The organism is Enterococcus sp. AZ119 (assembly GCF_050546175.1).
In the GTDB taxonomy this organism is placed as follows: domain Bacteria; phylum Bacillota; class Bacilli; order Lactobacillales; family Enterococcaceae; genus Enterococcus; species Enterococcus faecalis.
In genome coordinates this window covers 2,379,678-2,399,191 of sequence record NZ_CP172951.1, presented here as the reverse complement: position 1 = coordinate 2,399,191, position 19,514 = coordinate 2,379,678, and the positions used below count along the sequence as shown (strand labels likewise).

Annotated in this window: 17 protein-coding genes; all 17 read left to right on the top strand. The window is 39.3% G+C overall.

The window, feature by feature from the left end:
- The first annotated feature begins 25 nt into the window (after positions 1 to 25).
- The 17 genes from IGL37_RS11675 to IGL37_RS11595 all read left to right on the top strand — a co-directional run bounded on the left by IGL37_RS11675 (position 26) and on the right by IGL37_RS11595 (position 19,514).
- On the top strand, positions 26 to 1,474 hold the full coding sequence (locus tag IGL37_RS11675) for an amidase (protein WP_010710917.1): 1,449 nt from the start codon (positions 26 to 28) through the stop codon (positions 1,472 to 1,474).
- A gap of 65 nt (positions 1,475 to 1,539) precedes the next feature.
- Positions 1,540 to 2,067 carry a histidine phosphatase family protein gene (locus IGL37_RS11670; protein ID WP_002393993.1) on the top strand — a complete coding sequence of 176 codons (528 nt, stop codon included), beginning with the start codon at positions 1,540 to 1,542 and terminating at the stop codon, positions 2,065 to 2,067.
- Positions 2,068 to 2,188: 121 nt separating this feature from the next.
- Positions 2,189 to 5,002, top strand: coding sequence for a sigma 54-interacting transcriptional regulator (locus tag IGL37_RS11665; RefSeq protein WP_033918079.1), 2,814 nt, complete (start codon positions 2,189 to 2,191; stop codon positions 5,000 to 5,002).
- A gap of 71 nt (positions 5,003 to 5,073) precedes the next feature.
- A complete protein-coding gene (locus IGL37_RS11660) occupies positions 5,074 to 5,475 on the top strand; it encodes a PTS sugar transporter subunit IIA (RefSeq protein ID WP_002365282.1) in 402 nt (133 codons plus the stop codon).
- A gap of 19 nt (positions 5,476 to 5,494) precedes the next feature.
- Positions 5,495 to 5,989: a PTS system mannose/fructose/N-acetylgalactosamine-transporter subunit IIB gene (locus IGL37_RS11655; RefSeq protein WP_002355078.1), complete on the top strand. Its 495-nt coding sequence runs from the start codon at positions 5,495 to 5,497 to the stop codon at positions 5,987 to 5,989.
- A gap of 23 nt (positions 5,990 to 6,012) precedes the next feature.
- Positions 6,013 to 6,762 (top strand): PTS mannose/fructose/sorbose/N-acetylgalactosamine transporter subunit IIC, encoded by a 750-nt coding sequence (locus IGL37_RS11650; RefSeq protein ID WP_002355079.1) that lies wholly within the window; start codon positions 6,013 to 6,015, stop codon positions 6,760 to 6,762.
- The gene (locus tag IGL37_RS11645; RefSeq protein WP_010827792.1) at positions 6,762 to 7,613 is read left to right on the top strand and encodes a PTS system mannose/fructose/sorbose family transporter subunit IID; all 852 of its coding nucleotides are present in this window, start codon (positions 6,762 to 6,764) and stop codon (positions 7,611 to 7,613) included. The genes IGL37_RS11650 and IGL37_RS11645 overlap by 1 nt, the downstream gene beginning before the upstream one ends.
- An 11-nt stretch (positions 7,614 to 7,624) precedes the next feature.
- Positions 7,625 to 8,728, top strand: coding sequence for a DgaE family pyridoxal phosphate-dependent ammonia lyase (locus tag IGL37_RS11640; protein WP_014525054.1), 1,104 nt, complete (start codon positions 7,625 to 7,627; stop codon positions 8,726 to 8,728).
- A 3-nt stretch (positions 8,729 to 8,731) separates the two neighbouring features.
- Positions 8,732 to 9,475 (top strand): 2-dehydro-3-deoxy-phosphogluconate aldolase, encoded by a 744-nt coding sequence (dagF, locus tag IGL37_RS11635; protein WP_016635077.1) that lies wholly within the window; start codon positions 8,732 to 8,734, stop codon positions 9,473 to 9,475.
- 346 nt (positions 9,476 to 9,821) lie between these two features.
- A complete protein-coding gene (locus tag IGL37_RS11630) occupies positions 9,822 to 11,735 on the top strand; it encodes an endonuclease MutS2 (RefSeq protein ID WP_002355085.1) in 1,914 nt (637 codons plus the stop codon).
- 87 nt (positions 11,736 to 11,822) lie between these two features.
- Complete coding sequence (locus tag IGL37_RS11625; RefSeq protein WP_002392525.1) at positions 11,823 to 13,268, top strand: alkaline phosphatase; 1,446 nt, start codon at positions 11,823 to 11,825, stop codon at positions 13,266 to 13,268.
- A gap of 111 nt (positions 13,269 to 13,379) precedes the next feature.
- Positions 13,380 to 14,351 (top strand): dimethylarginine dimethylaminohydrolase family protein, encoded by a 972-nt coding sequence (locus IGL37_RS11620; protein WP_002367340.1) that lies wholly within the window; start codon positions 13,380 to 13,382, stop codon positions 14,349 to 14,351.
- Positions 14,352 to 14,776: 425 nt separating this feature from the next.
- Positions 14,777 to 15,466: a WxL domain-containing protein gene (locus IGL37_RS11615; protein ID WP_002355089.1), complete on the top strand. Its 690-nt coding sequence runs from the start codon at positions 14,777 to 14,779 to the stop codon at positions 15,464 to 15,466.
- A gap of 87 nt (positions 15,467 to 15,553) precedes the next feature.
- The gene (locus IGL37_RS11610; RefSeq protein WP_002385299.1) at positions 15,554 to 16,687 is read left to right on the top strand and encodes a DUF916 and DUF3324 domain-containing protein; all 1,134 of its coding nucleotides are present in this window, start codon (positions 15,554 to 15,556) and stop codon (positions 16,685 to 16,687) included.
- A complete protein-coding gene (locus IGL37_RS11605; RefSeq protein WP_002355092.1) occupies positions 16,668 to 17,069 on the top strand; it encodes an LPXTG cell wall anchor domain-containing protein in 402 nt (133 codons plus the stop codon). Before IGL37_RS11610 ends, IGL37_RS11605 begins: the two co-directional genes overlap by 20 nt.
- Before the next feature lie 45 nt (positions 17,070 to 17,114).
- Entirely contained in the window at positions 17,115 to 17,339 is a 225-nt protein-coding gene (locus IGL37_RS11600; RefSeq protein ID WP_002355093.1) for a hypothetical protein, read from the top strand.
- Between the two features lie 165 nt (positions 17,340 to 17,504).
- Positions 17,505 to 19,514 carry a BglG family transcription antiterminator gene (locus IGL37_RS11595; RefSeq protein WP_002394059.1) on the top strand — a complete coding sequence of 670 codons (2,010 nt, stop codon included), beginning with the start codon at positions 17,505 to 17,507 and terminating at the stop codon, positions 19,512 to 19,514.

The following is a 19,514-nucleotide window of genomic DNA, read 5'->3' as shown; positions in this document are numbered from 1 at the left end:
GGAATAGTATAGGAGGTGGGTCTGTATGAAAGACGGACTATATTGGGTACAACAATTAAAAGAACAGAAAGTAAGTCACACAGAACTCTTAAAGGATATTGAGAAAAAAGTCCAAAAGTTAAATCCAAAGATCAATGGCTTTGTAACCTTTGACAGCCAAAAAGCAGAAGCAACTTATCAAAAAAATAAACAGCAGGACACACTATTTGCTGGTTTGCCATTTCCTTTGAAAATGTTAGGCCAAGAAAAAGCGGGGTGGTCAGCAACGGCTGGCTCGCAACTTTTTAAAAATAGTACTGCAACAACGACCTCTAACTTTGTCAAACAAGCAGAAACGATTGGTTTGATGCCTTTAGGACAAACCAACGCTCCAGAGTTTGGCTTTAAAAATATTACGGACCCTGCGCTTTACGGGCCAGCCCGCAATCCTTGGAACCTGGAACATTCGCCAGGCGGTTCCAGTGGCGGCGCTGCCGCAGTTGTCGCTAGCGGGATTGTTCCTATCGCCGGCGCTAGCGATGGCGGTGGCTCCATCCGAATTCCCGCCTCTTTTAGTGGCTTAATTGGCTTAAAACCTAGCCGTGGCTCCATGCCTGTCGGCCCAGAAGGCTGGCGAGGCTGGCAAGGTGCCTCGATTGACTTTGCGTTGACTATTTCTATGAGAGACACCAAAGCGTTATTTTATGGCCTACGTGGTAGCCACAGTGGCGCCCCATACCAAGCGCCCTTGGCAGAATGGCAAACACACCCTAAAAAACAACGGCTAAAAATTGCTCTGTGTACCGCTTCGCCTATCGGCTCAATGATTTCGCCAGAAGCAACACTAGCGGCGAAACAAGCGGCTGATTTTCTGGCAGCCGCTGGTCATGAAATCATTGAGATTCCTTATCCAGTCGATGGTGCAGCGCTGATTCGCTCCTATTATCAAATGAACGGCGCAGAAACTACAGCAATGATGAACAGCATTCAACAGGGGCTCGGGCGCCCAATTCGTAAAGAAGAAATCGAACCTTTTTCATGGACCATGCATCAATTTGGCCAAAAGATTCCAGCAGCCACCTATGTTCATTCATTACAGTTGTGGGATCAAGCAGCAGTAACGATGGAAGAACTTTTTCAAAAATTTGATCTGTTTTTATCACCAACAACGGCTTTTTCAGCACCAAAAATTAACGAAGATTTGCAAAGTGAGCACATTCGTCAACGAATGGAGCAAGCAGCAGAATTAACAGAAGCAGAGTTAGCTGAATTAATCTATGATTATTTTGATAAAAGTTTACAGCTAACACCGTATACTCAACTAGCGAACTTGACAGGACAACCAGCCATCAGCTTGCCCACACATGTTACGGCAACGGGGTTACCCTTAGGCATTCAATTGCTGGCTGCTCGTGGACGTGAAGATCTCTTATTCCAAGTAGGCGAACAGTTTGAGCAAGAAGGTAAATTTAAATTACCAGAAAGTTACCGCTAAATAGGGTGTTATTGTGACCAAATTTCAGATAAAATAGACACAAGACAAAAAACTGAGGTGGAAAAATGCTGTACGTAGTGAGACATGGTGAAACAGATTATAATGTGGCCCGTAGAATTTGTGGTCATGCGGAAGCGCAATTGACCGAAAAAGGCTATCAACAAGCGGAATTGGTAGCTGAAAAAATTGCCAAACAAGGAATTCAAATCGACCGTTTACTGGCGTCCCCTTTAAAACGGGCGCAAGAAACAGCACGTAAAATTGCGGAACGAAATCAATTGACGACTGAAACAGAACCTCGTTTAATTGAGATGAATTTTGGCATTTATGATGGTGAACCGATTGAAACAACGGCTTTCCAAGAAAATCGTTCTGAGATTTCCTTGCCGTTTCCAGAAGGGGAATCAGTCCTAGATGTCGCGGGTCGAATTTATCCCCTGATTGAGGAAGCCTTGGCTTCAGAGGAAACTTACCTATTTGTTTGCCACAATGCGGTCATGCGAGTCATTGATAACTACTTCAATGGTAAAAAAATCCAAGATTTCTTGGACTTTCATTGTGAAAATACACAACTTGTACAATACGGAGAATAAAAATCAAGTCTTTAATCTTTTGGTTAAAGACTTGATTTTTTTTATGGTAAATAAGAAACCGCTTCCGTTTTAATGTATAATAAATTAACTTTTGGATCAAAAAAGAAATGGGGAAAAGACTATGAGAATTGATAATATTCATCAAGCGTTAAAACAGTTTCACGTACAAAATCCAAGTAGCAAAGAAACCTTGTTGCCCGCAACGGCTTCGCAATTAAGTCAGACCTCTGGCTATACCCGAACCGCTGTTAGTGAAGAGCTTTCAGAATTAGTGAGAAAAGACCAAGTCGTTAAAGTTAAATCAAGACCGGTGTTATTTTTTGATAAAGACTACTTAGAGGAACAGTTTCCTTTTTTTAAAAGTAGCACGTGCTACGATTCCCTCGCTTCGCTGCAAGAGGACATTTATCAACAGACAGAACAGATACATAAGAAAAAGCAGCTACTGAAAATGAATCCATTTGCGAACGTAATTGGTTTTGATGGGAGCTTAGCAGACGCCATCAAGAAGTTGAAAGCCGCTATTTTATATCCGCCTAATGGCTTGAATATTTTACTTACTGGAGAATCTGGGGTGGGGAAAACCTTAATTGCGGAACAATTACACCAATTTTATCAAGTTAAAATGAACCAAGAAGTTCCGTTTATTTATTTTAATTGTGCAGAATATTTCAACAATCCAGAATTATTAACTTCGCATCTGTTTGGCTATAAAAAAGGCAGTTTTACTGGTGCCGTCAATGACCAAAAAGGCTTAGTGGAGTTGGCAGATGGCGGTTTTTTATTTTTAGATGAAGTCCATCGATTAACGAGCGAAGGCCAAGAAAAATTGTTTACAGTTTTGGATAAAGGGTATTTTACACGGATGGGCGAAGCCGAAAAACAAAGAAATGTATCGATAAAATTTATTTTTGCAACAACCGAAGCAGTCAATCAACATTTTTTGAAAACGTTTTTAAGAAGGATCCCTGTGACATTAGCCATTCCAGCTTTAGCCGAGCGCTCTTTGAAAGAAAAAATTCAATTGATTTTGTCCTTTTTCTTAGAAGAAAGTCAACGGATTCAAAAGAATATCCATATTCGTTATGAGGCGTTGAAACAATTAACGTTTACTCATTTTGAAGCCAACGTTGGCGAATTGAAAGCGGCGATTCAATTTATGAGCGCACAAGCCTATTTAGAAGTGTTCGATCAATTAACGGAAACTATTTGCATTGAAGCAAACGAGGGAACAGTCAAAGAGCAACCTGATGTAGAAAGTCTGCTGGCTTTTAATGAGTGGATACCTAACGATGGCCTCACGATTCAATACAACCATTTTTATTTAAGCAGTCAAGAGTTACTCAAATCGGAAAGTCTGAAAAATGATCGTTTTTATAATTTTCTATTGAAAGAATATGCGGATTTGAAAAAATTAACTCTTTCGACAGAGGATGCGCTAGCAATCATGCAAAACAAAGTCGAGCAACTTTATGATATGGATATTTTTGCTCAAGAACCGCTAGCCATAGAGGCCATTGACGAAACATTGCAGCCAAAAATTCAAGAAGCCATTGTCTTTTTTGAACAATTAATCCAAGAAAAATTGACAGAGGATTTCCAGAATATTTTAATTGTCCACCTTTATTCTGCTGTTTTTTATTCTGCACAAATGAATGAAACATTTTATTCAGATACCAAAAATATCTATTCTGGCAAAGTAACCCAGTATCAAGCTGCTAAGACCATGGTGGACTTTCTACAAACGTTGTTTGGGATTTCTTTTGCTGATACGGAAATCCTCTTTTTTGATCTATTTATTCGTAAAGTCACAGCTAAAAAAAGAGCGCACTCAGTTGAAGAAAACTGTGGCGTTATCGTCGTTGCACATGGTGCCGCGACGGCTAGCAGCATGGTTGAGTACACCAACCTTCTGTTCTCAACAACGGTCATGCGTGCAGTTGATATGCCAATTAATCAATCAGTGGAAGAAACATTAGAAAAAGTCCGTGCAATTGTAAAGCAAAATCAGTATAAAAAAATTATTTTAATGGTGGACATCGGTTCCTTGGTTTACTTTGGTAATGCTATCAGTCAAACGTTTCAAATGGAAGTGCTGCTAATTAGCAATATCAATCTCTTAACATTGCTAGAAGTGGCCCGAGAAGTCATTTATGAATCGACGGCGTTTGAGTATCTATTACCAGTCTTAAAAGAAAAAAATCATCGCGCCTTGATTTGCAGTAAAGGTCGCTTCAACGAGGCAAAAGTTCTCATTATTTCCTGTCTAACTGGCATGGGGACTGCTATTAAAATTGAACAGTTGTTACTAAAAACTTTTCCCAATGAATTACTAACGAATGTACGCATCATTACTTTAGAGAAAAGAGAAGTGGAAGACATTGATCGCTTGCATTCTTTTGTTCGGAAAGAAGAGAAAATCGTTGGTATCATTGGCACCGTAAAGACAGAAGTGCCAGATATTCCGTTTATTTCTTTACAAGATTTACTATCGAAGCGGGGCATTCAGCTAGTTTTCGAATTATTAGGCCATCATTTAGAAGAAAAACAAAACCAAGAGTTACTAAAAAAAGTTTCAGCTAAATATATTCAAGGATTATCAATCGAAGCTATTACAGACTTACTAACGGTTTTGAATCCTACAACCATTTCAATCGAATTAGCTAAGATTTATTCAGACATTTGCTTGCAAACTAAAATAAAAAGTGACGAAAAGGTTTTACTTCGTTTTATCATTCATTGTGCTTGTATGTTAGAACGGCAATTGCTAAATCCAGAATATGACCCAACAGCTTATGAAGTGTCATACCGAGAGTTGCCAGAAGCTGTATCTGTCATAAAAATGGCGTTTCGACCGCTTGAAGTGTCCTATAATCTGTTGATTCCACCTTTGGAAGTGCGCTATATTTATGAATTGCTCTTTGAAAAGGCTTAATTCAAACGGAAATGAAAGTTGGCACACTTATTGCTTTTAATAAAATGATTAATTAGCAAAGGAGTTTGTTTATGGAAAATGAACCAATTTTACTTTTAACACATAATGGTTGGGGCTTGGAATTAGTCAAAAGCGTCCAGATGATTGTAGGAGAAGTCACAAATGTACATGAAGTAGCATTACAAGCAGAGGATTCACTGGGGGATTATTTAGAACGAGTCACAGAAAAAATTGACCAATTAACGTGGCACAACCAGTTGCTAATTTTAACAGATGTTAAAGGCGGCACACCTAGTAACGTTGCATTACGTTTATCAAAAGATTATGACCTCCTGATTGTGTCAGGATTATGCACATCGTTATTATTAGAATCCGTCATGAAACAAAGTGGTCCTGGGTTTCGTTTACAAGATGCAGAGATGATTCAACAAGCAGCAGTAGACAGTTGTCAAATTTTAGAAATTCCAAAATAAGAAAGTACAGGTGAACAGAATGTCAAAAATCGTATTAACAAGAGTCGATAGTCGTTTAATCCATGGACAAGTAGTGACTAAATGGTTACAACAATCAGGTGCAAATGAAATTTTGGTAGTGAGTGATGAACTAGAGCAAGATGAATTTTTACAAAGTATTTATTTAATGGCGGCGCCTCCAGGGGTTTCTGTAGTAATTAAAGGGATTGAAAGTGCCAAAGAATATTGGGAATCGCAAGAAAAGGAAGAGAAAAAGGTGTTATTTTTAGTGCCAGATTTAACGACCTTAAAAGCGATGGTGGACCAAGAAATTATTAAAGAGGAGATTCAAGTTGGTGGCTTAGGTGGCGGACCAAATCGGAAAAATGTTTTAAAAAATATCAATTTATCTGAAGAAGATGTTGCAATTTTGACTGAACTTTTAACGAAGGGCATCCATGTTTTCTTCCAAGCGATTCCCGAAGAAAATCCCCTACCAATTCAAAAATTAATTGAAAAATATCAATCACTATAATCAGAGAAAAAGGAGAGAATCATATGGGCGTTTTAGGTGTTTCAATTATTATGGGACTTTATTATTGGTTTGCACGTTTGCGTTTTGGGTACACATTTTCAGGCATGCTGTCTCAGCCATTAGGTGCAGCGTTGGTGGCTGGTTTAGCAACAGGAAAACTTAGTGAAGCAATGGTTGTAGGTGCGGGGATTCAACTTGTTTATCTAGGAGTCACCTCCACACCGGGCGGCAATGTGCCTAGTGATCCGGCTTTAGCTTCAGCAATTGCGATTCCAATTGCTTTAGGTGTGGGAATGAATGCCGAGGCGGCTGTTGCACTAGCTGTTCCTTTTGGTGTGTTAGGCGTCTTTATGGATCAATTACGGCGGACCATCAATGCGACGTGGGTGCATATGGCTGATAAATATGCAGAAGAGTTAAATTATGGGGGGATTTACCGAGCTGCGTTTGTTTATCCAGCTTTAGCGGGATTTTTAATTCGCTTTCCGTTGGTTTTTGCGGCGAACTTTTTTGGTCAATCCGTGGTGAATAAAGTCTTAGAAGTTATCCCAGCATGGTTGATGCACGGCTTTGAAGTAATGGGTGGTATTTTACCAGCGTTAGGCTTCGCCTTAACAATTATGGTAATTGGCAAGAAAAATTTGATTCCTTATTTTTTAATCGGTTTTGTTGCAGTAGTATATTTTGGCGCAGAAGTTATGGCCGTCGCTATTTTAGGAATCTGTATTGCCTTTTTAGTTAGAAACAAGGCATTGAGTGAGGAGGCAGCATAGTGGAACAAATGACACAAGCAAATGAACAACAATTGGAACAGAAAAAAATTACTAAAAAAGAATTATCCAAAGCCTTTTGGATTTATCAACTAGGCTGTGAATTATCAAATTCTTATGAACGTCTTCAAAGTTTAGTTTTTTGTGCATCGATGATTCCTACAATTAAAAAACTTTACGCAGACGATGAAGAACAACAAAGAGAAGCTCTGAAACGTCATTTGAATTTTTTTAATACTGAAGGAACAGTAGGAGCTTCCATTCAAGGGATTGCAATTGCTATGGAGGAAGAAAAATCCAATGGCGCAGCGATCTCTGATACGGCGATCACATCGATTAAAACTGGGCTGATGGGTCCGCTGGCTGGGATTGGCGATTCGATTATTTGGGCAGCATTAATGCCGTTAATCATTTCCATTTTTATTCCAATGGCTAAAGGAGGTAACGTGATTGGAAGTATCGGTCCGTTGGTTCTGTACACAGCCATTACGTTATACATCAGTTGGACGTTAGTAAATAAGTCCTATACATTAGGGCGTAATTCAATCTTAAGTTTGTTAAAAGACGGCAAAATTAAGCAAGTCATTTATTCAGCAAATGTTTTAGGAATGATGATGATGGGCGCTTTAAGTGCGAGTTATGTTAAAATTGCTAGCCCGATGACGTTTAAAGTTACTGGCGGTGCCACGATTGTTTTACAAGATATCCTAGATCAAATTATGAAAGGGTTACTTCCTTTAGCAGCAGTCATGGCTATTTATTTCTTCATGGTAAAAAAAGGTCCACGTTACGGTATCATTATCGGCACGATTGTCTTAGTTAGTTTGGTCACTTCATTCTTTGGTTTGTTATAAAGGAGAAAATAATGAATAGTTACGAAAAATTCCACTTAAAAGAAGTCATTAATGCTTCTGGCAAAATGACCATTCTAGGTGTCTCCAAAGTTTCGGAGGCAGTCCTAGCAGCTCAACGATTCGGCGGCGAACATTTCTTTGAAATGAGTGAACTTAGTGTGCAAACAGGGGCCTTTTTAGCTAACTTGTTGAAGGTAGAAGATGCCCAAATCGTTTCCTCGGCTTCGGCGGGGATTGCCCAATCGGTGGCTGCCTTGATTGGAAAAGGCAGCTTGTACCACGCGTATCATCCCTATTCAGAAAAAATTGAACAGCGAGAGATTGTTTTACCTAAAGGGCACAACGTGGACTACGGCACGCCTGTAGAAGTTATGGTAGCGCAAGGCGGCGGCCAAGTGGTGGAAGCTGGCTACGCCAACATGTGTAGTCCAGAACACGTGGAAATGATGATTTCTGAAAAAACAGCGGCCATTCTATACATCAAAAGCCATCATACCGTGCAAAAAAGTATGCTGACGGTAGCCGAAGCGGCCAAAGTGGCGCAACGCCACAAGGTGCCGCTAATTGTTGACGCGGCAGCAGAAGAAGATCTTTTCAAATACACTGAAGCAGGCGCTGATTTGGTGATTTACAGCGGCGCCAAAGCCATTGAAGGGCCAAGTGCCGGTTTAGTGGTCGGGAAAAAAGAATACATTGACTGGGTGCGCCTACAAGGCAAAGGCATTGGTCGAGCAATGAAAATTGGCAAAGACAATATTCTAGGCTTTACGCAAGCAGTGGAAGAATATTTGGCGCATGGCAGTGAATCAGGGGCTTCGATGCAAGAGCGCTTAAAACCGTTTGTTGAAGCCATCAACAACTTGTCAGATTTAACCGCTAAAATCGTCCAAGATGGCGCTGGCCGAGACATTTATCGCGCCAGTGTCAAAGTGGACGGCAGAAAAACCGCTAAGGAAGTCATCCAAGCGTTAAAAGCAGAAAGTCCAGCCATTTATACGCGAGAATATCAAGCCAACAATGGCATCATTGAATTTGACATTCGTTCTGTCAATCAAGAAGAAATGAACAAAATCGTGCAACGATTACAAGAAATTATGGACACAAAGGAGAAATAAGTCATGTCATTAAAACCTAATTATTTAGAAGAACGCATTTGTTTAAACGTTTTAGCCAATTCAGTAGAAAATGCCCAAGCCTGTTATGAAGCAGCAGAAGGGCATGTTGTGTTAGGCGTCCTTTCAAAAAACTATGAAACCGATGAAGCAGCCATTGACGATATGAAAAAATACCAAGCAGCAACCAACAACGCTTTATCTGTCGGCTTAGGGGCTGGCGATCCTAATCAAAGTCAAATGGTGGCTCGCTTATCAGAAGTTCTACAACCGCAACACGTGAACCAAGTCTTCACAGGTGTCGGCGCTTCGCGGGCCTTACTTCGTCAAGACGAAACAGTGATTAATGGCTTGGTTTCACCCACAGGCAAAGTTGGCTATGTCAACATTGCGACAGGTCCGTTAAGCTCTGGTGCGCCAGCGGCGGAAGTGCCTATCGAAACTGCCATCAAATTGTTGAAAGACATGGGAGGCAGTTCCATTAAATATTTCCCGATGAAAGGCTTGGCTCACAAAGAAGAATACCAAGCAGTAGCAGCAGCTTGTGCCAAGTATGACTTTTATTTAGAGCCAACAGGGGGCATTGATTTAGAAAACTTTGAAGAAATTGTTCAAATTGCGGTGGATGTCGGCGTTAAAAAAATCATTCCTCATGTTTACAGCTCAATTATCGATCAAGAAACAGGGGACACTAGAACAGAAGACGTGAAAACGTTACTAACCATGATGAAAAACACATTGAATAAGTAAAGGGCCAATCTTTATTTGACTTTCTTCGCCAGATTTGCTACTCTCAAGTGGAGAATAAATAAAAACCAACAAATGAATGTGGGGTATTTTGGTGAGTGTCGTAGGTATCTAATTGATAAGTTGAATAACCAGTGAACCAAGCAAGGTTTATTTGGTGTGCTTAGAAAGTGATACCTGTCAGTCATCTCAATTACTAAATACCTCCTTTAAAAGAGGTTTCTTTAGTAACCTTTATCCAATGATAAAGAGGACAGCGGTAGAACGCTGTCCTCTTTTTTCTGTAGAAACTGGTTTTTATTTAAAGGCGCCAGGTATTCTTTTCGTGATAGAAAGGAAGAAAAAACAAATGAATCATGAAACCATTCAAAAATTACAATTTACAACAATTCTTAAAGAAGTTCAAACACGTGCGATTGGCGAGTATAGTAAAGAACGGTTGGCGAAAATGGTCCCTGCAACACGTTTAGAAACAGTGCAGTCCCGCTTAACGGAAACAACCGAGGCCCGCTTAATTATTGATAGCGGACAACACGTCCCTTTCATGGGCTTGAGCCAAATTACCCGCTTGCTTCAACAAGTGAAAAAAGGCTTAATCCTTACACCAAACGAATTGATTGAGGTCGCTGACTTTTTAAGAAGTAGTCAGCGAATCCAGAAGTTTTTTGAAAAAAATCAATACCAAACACCACGCCTATTTAGTTACAGCCAGCACTTAGCTGATTTCAGAGCAATTGAAGAACAAATTTATACGAAAATCCATAATCAAAAAGTTGCCACCGATGCTTCTCGACAACTTCGGAAAATCCGGCGTCAAATCAATGAATGCCAACAAGAAATTGAAACAAAAGTCACCAAATTTTTACGTAATAAAAATAATCAACTGTATATTCAAGAAAATATGATGGTGAAAAAAGGGGAACATTACACGGTACCAATCAAAGCTAGCTATAAAAATAAGGTTTCAGGCACAATCATTGAGCAATCCAATAAAGGACAAACGGTCTTCATTGAACCTGTAGCAATTAGTAAATTAAATGAACAATTGACACTCTTAAAAGCGGAAGAAACAGCGGAAGAATATCAAATTTTGGCAGAACTAACAGGGTTAATCAATGAGCAAGAACGACTAGTCGATCAAGCCGTCGATACAATGACCACCTTAGATATTATTTTTGCACGAGGAAAGTATAGTCGCGAAATTGGTGGGATTACGCCAAAAGTAAACAAAGAAGAACGCTTGCGCATTGTTCAAGGAAAACACCCTCTTTTATTAGAACACGCAGTACCATTGACGTTTTCTTTAGGAGCAGAGTATCGAGGACTTGTCATTACAGGTGCCAATGCTGGTGGTAAAACGGTTGTCTTGAAAACAGTTGGCTTATTGACTGTCATGACACAATTTGGGTTGCAAATTCCAGCACAAGCAGGCACAGAGATTCCAGTATTAGATGAAATTTTTGTCGATATTGGTGATCAGCAAAATCTGGAAAATGCGTTAAGCACTTTTTCTGGGCACATGAAAAATATTGCGGAAATGTTGCGTAATGTTAAGCGACACACGCTTGTTTTATTAGATGAAATTGGCAGTGGTACCGAGCCGAACGAAGGAGCTGGCTTAGCGATTGCTATCATGGAAACGATGTATCAAAAGGGAGCCTTGGTAGTTGCAACGACCCATTATGGTGAAATTAAACGTTTTGCCCAAGAGCATGACGATTTTGTGCCCGCCGCAATGGCCTTCGATCGTGAAACATTAACGCCCAAATATCAATTGAAAATTGGTGAAGTTGGCGATAGTCAGGCGCTTTGGATTGCACGTAAAATGAAGATGGAGCCACAGCTCATTGAAAAGGCGGCTCATTATATTCAGCGGAAAGAATACCCTACTAATCGAAGTCTATTTAAACCCCTGAAAGCAAAAGAAACGACCTTTGCCACGTTTGTAGAAGAAACACACCGTTATCAAAAAGGTGATCGTGTCCTATTGACAGAAACACAACAAATTGGGTTGGTTTTTACAGATGAGGGTGAACAAGAAATCCAAGTATTTGTGAATGATAAAATTGAAAATGTACCACGAAGACGGTTGAAATTACAAGCGAAAGCACAAGATCTATATCCGCAAGACTATGATTTAGAAAGTTTATTTACAGATTTCCATGAACGAAAGAAACTCAAAGATATTGAACGCGGCTCAAAAAAAGCGCAGAAACAATTACGCAAAGAGGCCGAAAAAAGAGCAGCAAGACGCGATAAATAAGGAACTTAACAGAAGCAATACAACAACTTAACACTTTGTTTACTTGTTATTTATCAGAAATCAACTAAGACTTGTTATAGTCAATGTATGGGTAGATATGAAGGAGGAAACAAGGAAATGAAGAAAAGAGCTTTGCTAGGGGTTACCTTATTAACATTCACAACATTAGCGGGTTGTACAAATTTATCTGAACAGAAAAGCGGCGAAAAACAAACAGAGGTTGCTGAAGCGAAGGCAACTGAATCTGAAAAAGCATCAGTAAAAAATGTTATTTTTATGATTGGAGATGGCATGGGGAATCCGTATACAACGGGCTATCGCTATTTCAAAGCCAATCACTCAGACAAGCGTGTTCCCCAAACAGCTTTTGATACCTATTTGGTCGGACAGCAAGCCACTTATCCAGAAGATGAAGAAGAGAATGTCACCGATTCAGCTTCCGCAGCGACAGCGATGGCTGCCGGAGTGAAAACCTATAATAATGCTATTGCACTCGATAATGACAAGTCCAAAACAGAAACAGTGCTGGAACGTGCGAAAAAAGTGGGGAAATCAACGGGTCTTGTAGCAACATCTGAAATAACACATGCAACCCCTGCTGCATATGGCGCACATAATGTTTCACGCAAAAATATGGCAGAAATCGCCGATGACTATTTTGATGATCAAATCGACGGACAACACAAAGTCGATGTGTTACTTGGCGGCGGCTCCGAATTATTTGCCCGGAAAGATCGTGATTTAGTCAAAGAATTTTCCCAAGCGGGTTATGGTCATGTCACAGACAAAAAGTCGTTAAATGAGAACCAAGACGACAAAATTTTAGGCTTGTTTGCACCAGGCGGGCTACCTAAAATGATTGACCGAACGGAAGAAGTCCCTTCATTAGCTGATATGACAGAAGCGGCTCTTCAACGGTTAGATAAAAATGAAAAAGGTTTCTTTTTAATGGTTGAAGGTAGTCAAATTGATTGGGCCGGGCATAGCAATGATATTGTTGGCGCGATGAGCGAAATGCAAGACTTCGAAGCGGCGTTTGAAAAGGCCATCGATTTTGCCAAAAAAGATGGTGAAACATTGGTGGTTACAACTGCAGATCATTCAACAGGTGGCTTGTCTTTAGGCAAAGGAGATCAATACAACTGGTTGACGGAGCCTTTACATGCGGCAAAACGCACGCCTGATTTCATGGCAGAAGAAATTATTAAAAATGGTAATGTGGAAAAAACAGTGACTGAGTATATTGATTTTCAATTAAGTGAGGCTGAATTGAAAGCAGTGAAAACAGCGGCGGAGTCAAAAGATGTTGAAAAAATCGCTCAGGCATTAAGAAAGATTTTTGATGAACGTTCGAATACTGGTTGGACTACTGGCGGACACACAGGAGAAGATGTAAATGTCTATGCTTATGGCCCACAAGCAGAAGCTTTTTCAGGACAAATTGATAATACAGACCAAGCGAAGATTATTTTTGGCTTAGTAGATGGCACCGGGCAAAAAGCTGAGATTAAAGATAAAGGTATTGGTAAATAACAAAATGAAGAAAAAGCAGAACGTATAGAAGTTCTGCTTTTTCTTCATTGAAGGCATAAAAATTTTATCTCTGTTATAATGAAGGTAACCAGATAAAAGTGAGGTCAAATAATGAAAAAAATGCATGTTGAAAGTGAATTTGCACCGTTGCGTTCAGTTGTTTTAGCACAATCGCAATTTTGTTTACCAGATAAATTTGATGAAGCGGATACGACTTTTTTAACAGAGGAAAATGCCCGTTTAACACAGAATAATGAAGGGCGTGATTTAGCAGACTTTGCACCAGAACAACAAGTGCGTTGGGAAAAAGAAAAAGAAGTCATGCAAGGAGTATTAGAATCTTATGGCGTAGAAGTATTTCGTCCACGTTTATTGACAACCTATGAAAAAGAACATGGCAAGGAATTGGGCGTAGGATATAGTAACTTCTTTTCACGGGACCCTTTTTTTACAATTGGCAATCTCTTAATAGAAGGAAACTTAAGATTTCAACACCGTCGACAAGAAATTTTACCAATTCGTCCGATTATTCAGCAGTGGACACAAGAAGCAGAAGGCTATTATTTTGCTGCGCCACAACCTGACATTTCTGAAGGGGCTTTAAGTGAAGCAGGTCCCTTTATTGAAGGCGGCGATGTTTTAGTTCTAGGAACAACAATTTTTGTGGGCTACTCTGGCTTGGCAAGTAACCTAGCAGGAATTCAGTGGTTAGCCAATATGATTGGTCATTTTGGTTATGAAGTGGTGCCGGTTCGGTTACATCCGCATATTCTCCACTTAGATTGTGCGTTGAGCTTGTTGAGAGAAGGCTTGATGATTGTTTGTGAAGAGGCCTTTTTGGATGGACTTCCTGCGCAATTAGCAAACTGGGAAAAAATTCACGTTACTTTGCAAGAAGCAGCGTATTTAGTGACAAATGGTCTACCGCTTAACGAAGAAACGTATATAACGGACCAATCGTTTACAACTTTAATTCCTCAAATAGAAGCAAAAGGTATCAAAGTTGAGGCAATTGATTACCATGTTTCTAGAATGTTAGGTGGTTCCTTCCGCTGTACAACGCAAGCTTTGATTAGAGAATAGTCAGCGAGTGATTATCAATTTTCGTAAGAAAAAATGTACGTTTTGTCTATGAAAACGATATAATTTTAGTTTTCACTATTTTTTTTAAAAATATTGAGGAAATTTCGATTTAATAAATGCGAGAAAACGTCAAAATGTTAGTGTTTGTTACTAATGTTTTGACGTTTTCTCGCTGTTTTTTTATAAAATTACTACTTTATATGTGAAAAAAAACAATATATTTTTTGAAAATTACGTTTTCAAAGACACAAAAAGTCGTTGGAACCTTGCTGTTATAGTAAATTCATTTTTTTTGCATGAGGTGTTTAAAATTTGAAATCACAAGCAGTCTTTTTTTCGCTATACTTAGTTTACGTTCTACTGAGATAGAAAAGTTTTTCACTTTTTTATTCATTAATTAACCAAGATATAAAGGAGAGAGTAAAATGAAGAAAAAAACATTGGTAACTTTATTTGCAGGAACGGCAATTTTAGGGGCAAGCATCGCTCCTGCAGCAGCACATGCAACAACGACTGGTACAACACCAGCAAACGTAGAAATGACGAGTGGTTCATTACCAGGTGGTAATGGTGATGGAGAAGATGGAAGTACCCAAGAACCAGAACCAGGTACGAATACTAACTTTGATTTGTTATATGTTCCAACAGAATTCAAATTTGCTTCGACAGAAGTTAGTTCTGATTTATCAGCGATTTCATTAGATGCAAATGGTACACAAACAAAACGTTATGCGGTCGGGGATGTTCGTGGAACACAAGCGGGTTGGTCAGTTACTGCAGGCGTTGCTGAAATGAAAAATGGTACTGCTACTTTAGAAGGTTCAATTACCTTTGCGCAAACAGGAGCAGTAGCTAAATACGATGAAACAGCAAAAACATACTCACGTGATGTGGCTGCCTTTGCAGCAGATCCAGGAAGTCCTGAATTTGCTGGAACAACTATTCCAGTAGGTGGAGCAGCTGTATCAATTGCTACAGCAGCAGTTGGTAAAGGTCAAGGTACATGGGATTCTGAATTATCAAATGTAAAATTAAACATTACAACACCTAGTTCACAAATTACAAATGGTGCGTATACAGGTAACGTAACTTGGACATTAGTGGCTGCGCCATAAAAAGTTACTAACGAGAATACTGCATTACTAGAAAAGGAGCTGCGCAGTGGTGCACGGCTCCTTTTCGATACATAGGAGGAACAAATAATGAAGACAATGCGCTGGCTAATCGTCACAGTTTTTATTTGTGTGATGGCATTAAGCATCCCTTCTGCTGTACAAGCAGAAGAAGCGGATGACAACATGAATACAAAATTTACAGTTAAGCCCAATATTCCTGAGAATCAAGCGAAAAATACGCAATCCTACTACGATCTCATTGTAAAACCAGGACAGAAACAAGAAGTCGAATTATCTTTAATTAATAAAACAGATGAAGAATTGACGATTGATTTAAATTTGGCGAATGCTGTGACGAATGACAATGGTTTAATTGTGTACAATGATTTCGAGAAAAAACCAGATTCAAGTTTAAAAGTACCCTTGACAACATTAATTAAATTACCTGAGGAACATGTAAAAGTTCCCGCTAAGAAAACCGTAACAGCCAAAATGACTGTCGAAATTCCAGCGAATGGTTTCCAAGGATTAGTTTTGGGTGGTGTTTATGCTTCGCTTGCAGAAGATGAAAAGGAAGAAAAAGGAAAATCAACGGGTTTAACCAGTCGATATGGATTTAATGTAGCAATTGCTTTACGAATGTCAGAAGATACACCGATGTATCTAGCAGAGACTCTTCAATTAGTTAAATTAGTTCCGACCATTGCTTTAGGAAATAAATCGGTCCAAGCGGTTATTCAGAATCCGACATCCGCTATTTTTCCTGAAGTGCGTTTAGAAGGAAAAGTAACGAAAAAAGGCGAAACGAAAGAATATGCCAAACGGATTTTACCAAGTGTTCGTTTTGCGCCAAATTCGACGATGAACTTCCATTTAGATTTCGGGAAAGAAGATGTTCGTCCAGGAACCTATATTTTTGAAGGAAAAGCGGTCTTGAAAGAAGATGAACAACAAGTGTGGCCGTTTAAGCAAGAATTTACCATCAGTAGTCAAGAAGCCAAAAAATTAAATAAAGAAGCAGTAGTGAAATTGGTCCTACCGACTTGGTGGAATCAAGCTTTTTATGGCTTGTTAGCTGCAACAATTGTGAGTCTAATTCTAGCTATTTGGCGTTTTACGCAACAGAAAGCAACACTGAAACAACAAGCCTATTTACAACAAGAAAAACAGGCAGCCTTGAAAAATAGACAAGGAGCACGCTATGATGACAATGAAAAGTAAAGGGTCACTTCTGGTGACGTTGGGAATACTTTTAACCGTTGGCATTGCGAGTCTAATTGTTTCTTCTGAAAGTTTTGCAGAAGAAGTAGGGCAAACGAATATCGGTGTAACGTTCTATGGAGGGAAAGAGCCACTAAAAACGGAAGGTGTCATTAAGCCAATAGAGCAACCAGTCACTGATAAAGATAAAAAAACGTCACAACAACAAGACAAAGTGAGCAGAAAAACCACTGCTAAAACGAATCCGACTAATGCACAGACGTCATTACCAAGGACAGGTGAACGAAATAGCACGTGGCTTTACAGCCTTGGTATTGCCTGTTTACTCGTAGTACTAACAAGTTTCTATTATTTGAATAAAAAAAGGAAAAAGGAAAAATAATGTGCTGTTTTTATAAATAGAGTTAATGTAGAAGGAGGAATATAGATGGAGATTACGATGTGGATTTGGATTTGTGCTGGCTTGGCCGTCCTTTGTTTTGCTTTATTTTTACTGTTCTTAGTAAATAGCATGAATTTTGTACATCTGGCAAAGCCTAAGCAGTCTTTAGTAAAACAATCAATGTTTAGTTGGCTGCTTCTGGTGATGTGTGGTGGCTGGGTGGCGGTGGCTATTTTGCTGAATATCGCATTACAAACACAATTAACATAAAGAAAACCCGTTGTAAGTTTTTAAGAAACTTGCAACGGGTTTTTGTTAACTTTAAAATAAAGAACGGTACAATTTATCAAAAAAGTACAGTAGACATTTGTACCCAACTTAGATAGAAAATAAAGCGCTATCATTATATGATGATTACAGGAGGAGGACACAGCTGTGAATTATAAAATAAGTTATCTCCTTGACGAGTATGCAGGGCAAAAAATTGCGCTCTCTTTGGCTCAACAAATAACCGATCTTTCGCAACGAGAATTAGTGACACAACTTTCGACAATAGGCGGAGAAGTTCAACAGAATACCGTCAGCATTCCAAACCTTTCCGCAAATGAATGGGGAAAACAACTTTTTCAACAACGTCAAGTGATCTATAGCGAAACAGAAAGACAAGCACTTATTTTTTTGCTCACTTATTCAGAAATCGAAGAACTATCGGTGTATCATTATCAAAATTTTTTAGACGTTTCGAAAGGCACTATTTTAGCGGACATCAAAAAAGTACGACACCAACTAGCAACTGAAAACATTGCTTTATCCTACGAACGAAAACGAGGGTTTTACCTAGAAGGAGATGAATTTCGGATTCGTCGTTTCGGGAAAAATTGGCTTGCCCGCCTCTTACAACAAAAGTCGGGCACCTTTGCTTTATTTTGCTGGCTCAGTCAGCATCAAATGAGCCAATACGCAAAAATGCGTGACGGCATTCAATTAGCCGTCCAGGAAGCACAGCTTCAACTGGTACCCAGCAGATTAGATGAAATTAGTTACTTTCTTGCTTTTTCTCAAAAAAGATTAGGCAAATATAAAACAGTCGTCTGGCCTGAGAACCAGTTAATTCAGTCCTTACGCGCTTATCCCGTCAGTCGTCGTATTTTAAGTGATTTAGTTGGGCCAGTGGCGAATGTAGAAACTGAGAGTCTTTTTTTCACGATTTGTTTAATGACAGCCTTGCAAGGAGAATTGCGAGATACGAAGTTAGAGTTTTTATTAGATATTTCTGGTGAAATTATTCGGAAAATGGAATTATTGGCCGTCGTTCAATTTGAGCAGCCTCGTGAATTGCTCATGAATGTGTATTATCATCTGGTTCCTGCCTATTTTCGGATTAACTATGGCTTTTACTTGCCGAATGTTTTAATCAAGGATATTCGACAATCGTATCGGTCGCTTTATCATCTTTGTGAACAAGCGTTAGCTCCTTTAGAAAAATTAACGAAACGGTCAATCCCGTCAGAGGAAATCGGTTTTTTTACCATATTATTTGGTGGAGAAATTTTCGGGCAAAAAAATGAACAGCGGCAAGAAAAGCTAAAAGCGCTAATTGTTTGTCCCAGTGGCATCAGTTCTTCGTTGATTTTGCAATCGGAATTGCGTCGGCTATTTCCAATGATTGAATTTAAAGAAACGAATGCGGTGAGGGAAATAGAGAATGTATCTGAAAAAAGCTATGACATCATTTTCTCAACGGTCCCTATTGAAACAGCCAAAAAGGTTTATCTTACCAAGCCCATTATGAGCTCTTTGGAGAAAAATCAATTGATGCACCAAGTTCAATCAGATTGGCTATTGCCAGGTATTTCCATGCCAGATGTTAAAGATATTTTAGATGCCTTAAAACCTTACATTTCCTTAAAAAAAGGAGTCACAGAAGCGCAGTTATATCGTGTCTTGCATCGTAAAATGAACAAAATTTTAGAAAAAGAGGAGGATCTGCGTCCAATGTTATCGGAATTATTAACAACAGAAACAGTCCAAGTCCTGCCTGAAGTTGCAGACTGGCGAGCGGGAATTACAGAAGCTGCCAAGCCGTTATTAAAAAATGGCAGTATTACGGAAAAGTACATTGATGCAATGATTCAAAAAGTCGAATCGTTTGGGCCATTTATCCATATCTGTCCAGACGTAGCATTGCCTCATGCGCGACCAGAAGATGGCGTTAATCAGTTAGGCATGTCATTACTAAAAATCCAAAAAAGTGTCGATTTATTAGAAGATCCTAAGCATGAAATTCACCTTTTTATTTGTTTAGCTGCTTCAGATAACGAAACACATTTACGGGCCTTATCTAGTCTGACAAAAATTCTATCAAAAAAAGAATCATTACATCGCTTAGTGGCGGCTGAAACCGTCCCAGAAATACTATCAATTATCCAAGAAGGAGAGAAATAA

Excerpts from the sequence above, each read along its gene's own strand:
- IGL37_RS11640 (WP_014525054.1), top strand. The coding sequence starts at position 7,625 with ATGAATAGTTACGAAAAATTCCACTTAAAAGAAGTCATTAATGCTTCT.
- IGL37_RS11620 (WP_002367340.1), top strand. The coding sequence starts at position 13,380 with ATGAAAAAAATGCATGTTGAAAGTGAATTTGCACCGTTGCGTTCAGTT.
- IGL37_RS11655 (WP_002355078.1), top strand. The coding sequence starts at position 5,495 with ATGTCAAAAATCGTATTAACAAGAGTCGATAGTCGTTTAATCCATGGA.
- IGL37_RS11630 (WP_002355085.1), top strand. The coding sequence starts at position 9,822 with ATGAATCATGAAACCATTCAAAAATTACAATTTACAACAATTCTTAAA.
- IGL37_RS11615 (WP_002355089.1), top strand. The coding sequence starts at position 14,777 with ATGAAGAAAAAAACATTGGTAACTTTATTTGCAGGAACGGCAATTTTA.
- IGL37_RS11600 (WP_002355093.1), top strand. The coding sequence starts at position 17,115 with ATGGAGATTACGATGTGGATTTGGATTTGTGCTGGCTTGGCCGTCCTT.
- IGL37_RS11665 (WP_033918079.1), top strand. The coding sequence starts at position 2,189 with ATGAGAATTGATAATATTCATCAAGCGTTAAAACAGTTTCACGTACAA.
- IGL37_RS11675 (WP_010710917.1), top strand. The coding sequence starts at position 26 with ATGAAAGACGGACTATATTGGGTACAACAATTAAAAGAACAGAAAGTA.
- IGL37_RS11670 (WP_002393993.1), top strand. The coding sequence starts at position 1,540 with ATGCTGTACGTAGTGAGACATGGTGAAACAGATTATAATGTGGCCCGT.
- IGL37_RS11650 (WP_002355079.1), top strand. The coding sequence starts at position 6,013 with ATGGGCGTTTTAGGTGTTTCAATTATTATGGGACTTTATTATTGGTTT.
- IGL37_RS11660 (WP_002365282.1), top strand. The coding sequence starts at position 5,074 with ATGGAAAATGAACCAATTTTACTTTTAACACATAATGGTTGGGGCTTG.
- IGL37_RS11605 (WP_002355092.1), top strand. The coding sequence starts at position 16,668 with ATGATGACAATGAAAAGTAAAGGGTCACTTCTGGTGACGTTGGGAATA.
- IGL37_RS11610 (WP_002385299.1), top strand. The coding sequence starts at position 15,554 with ATGAAGACAATGCGCTGGCTAATCGTCACAGTTTTTATTTGTGTGATG.
- dagF (WP_016635077.1), top strand. The coding sequence starts at position 8,732 with ATGTCATTAAAACCTAATTATTTAGAAGAACGCATTTGTTTAAACGTT.
- IGL37_RS11625 (WP_002392525.1), top strand. The coding sequence starts at position 11,823 with ATGGGTAGATATGAAGGAGGAAACAAGGAAATGAAGAAAAGAGCTTTG.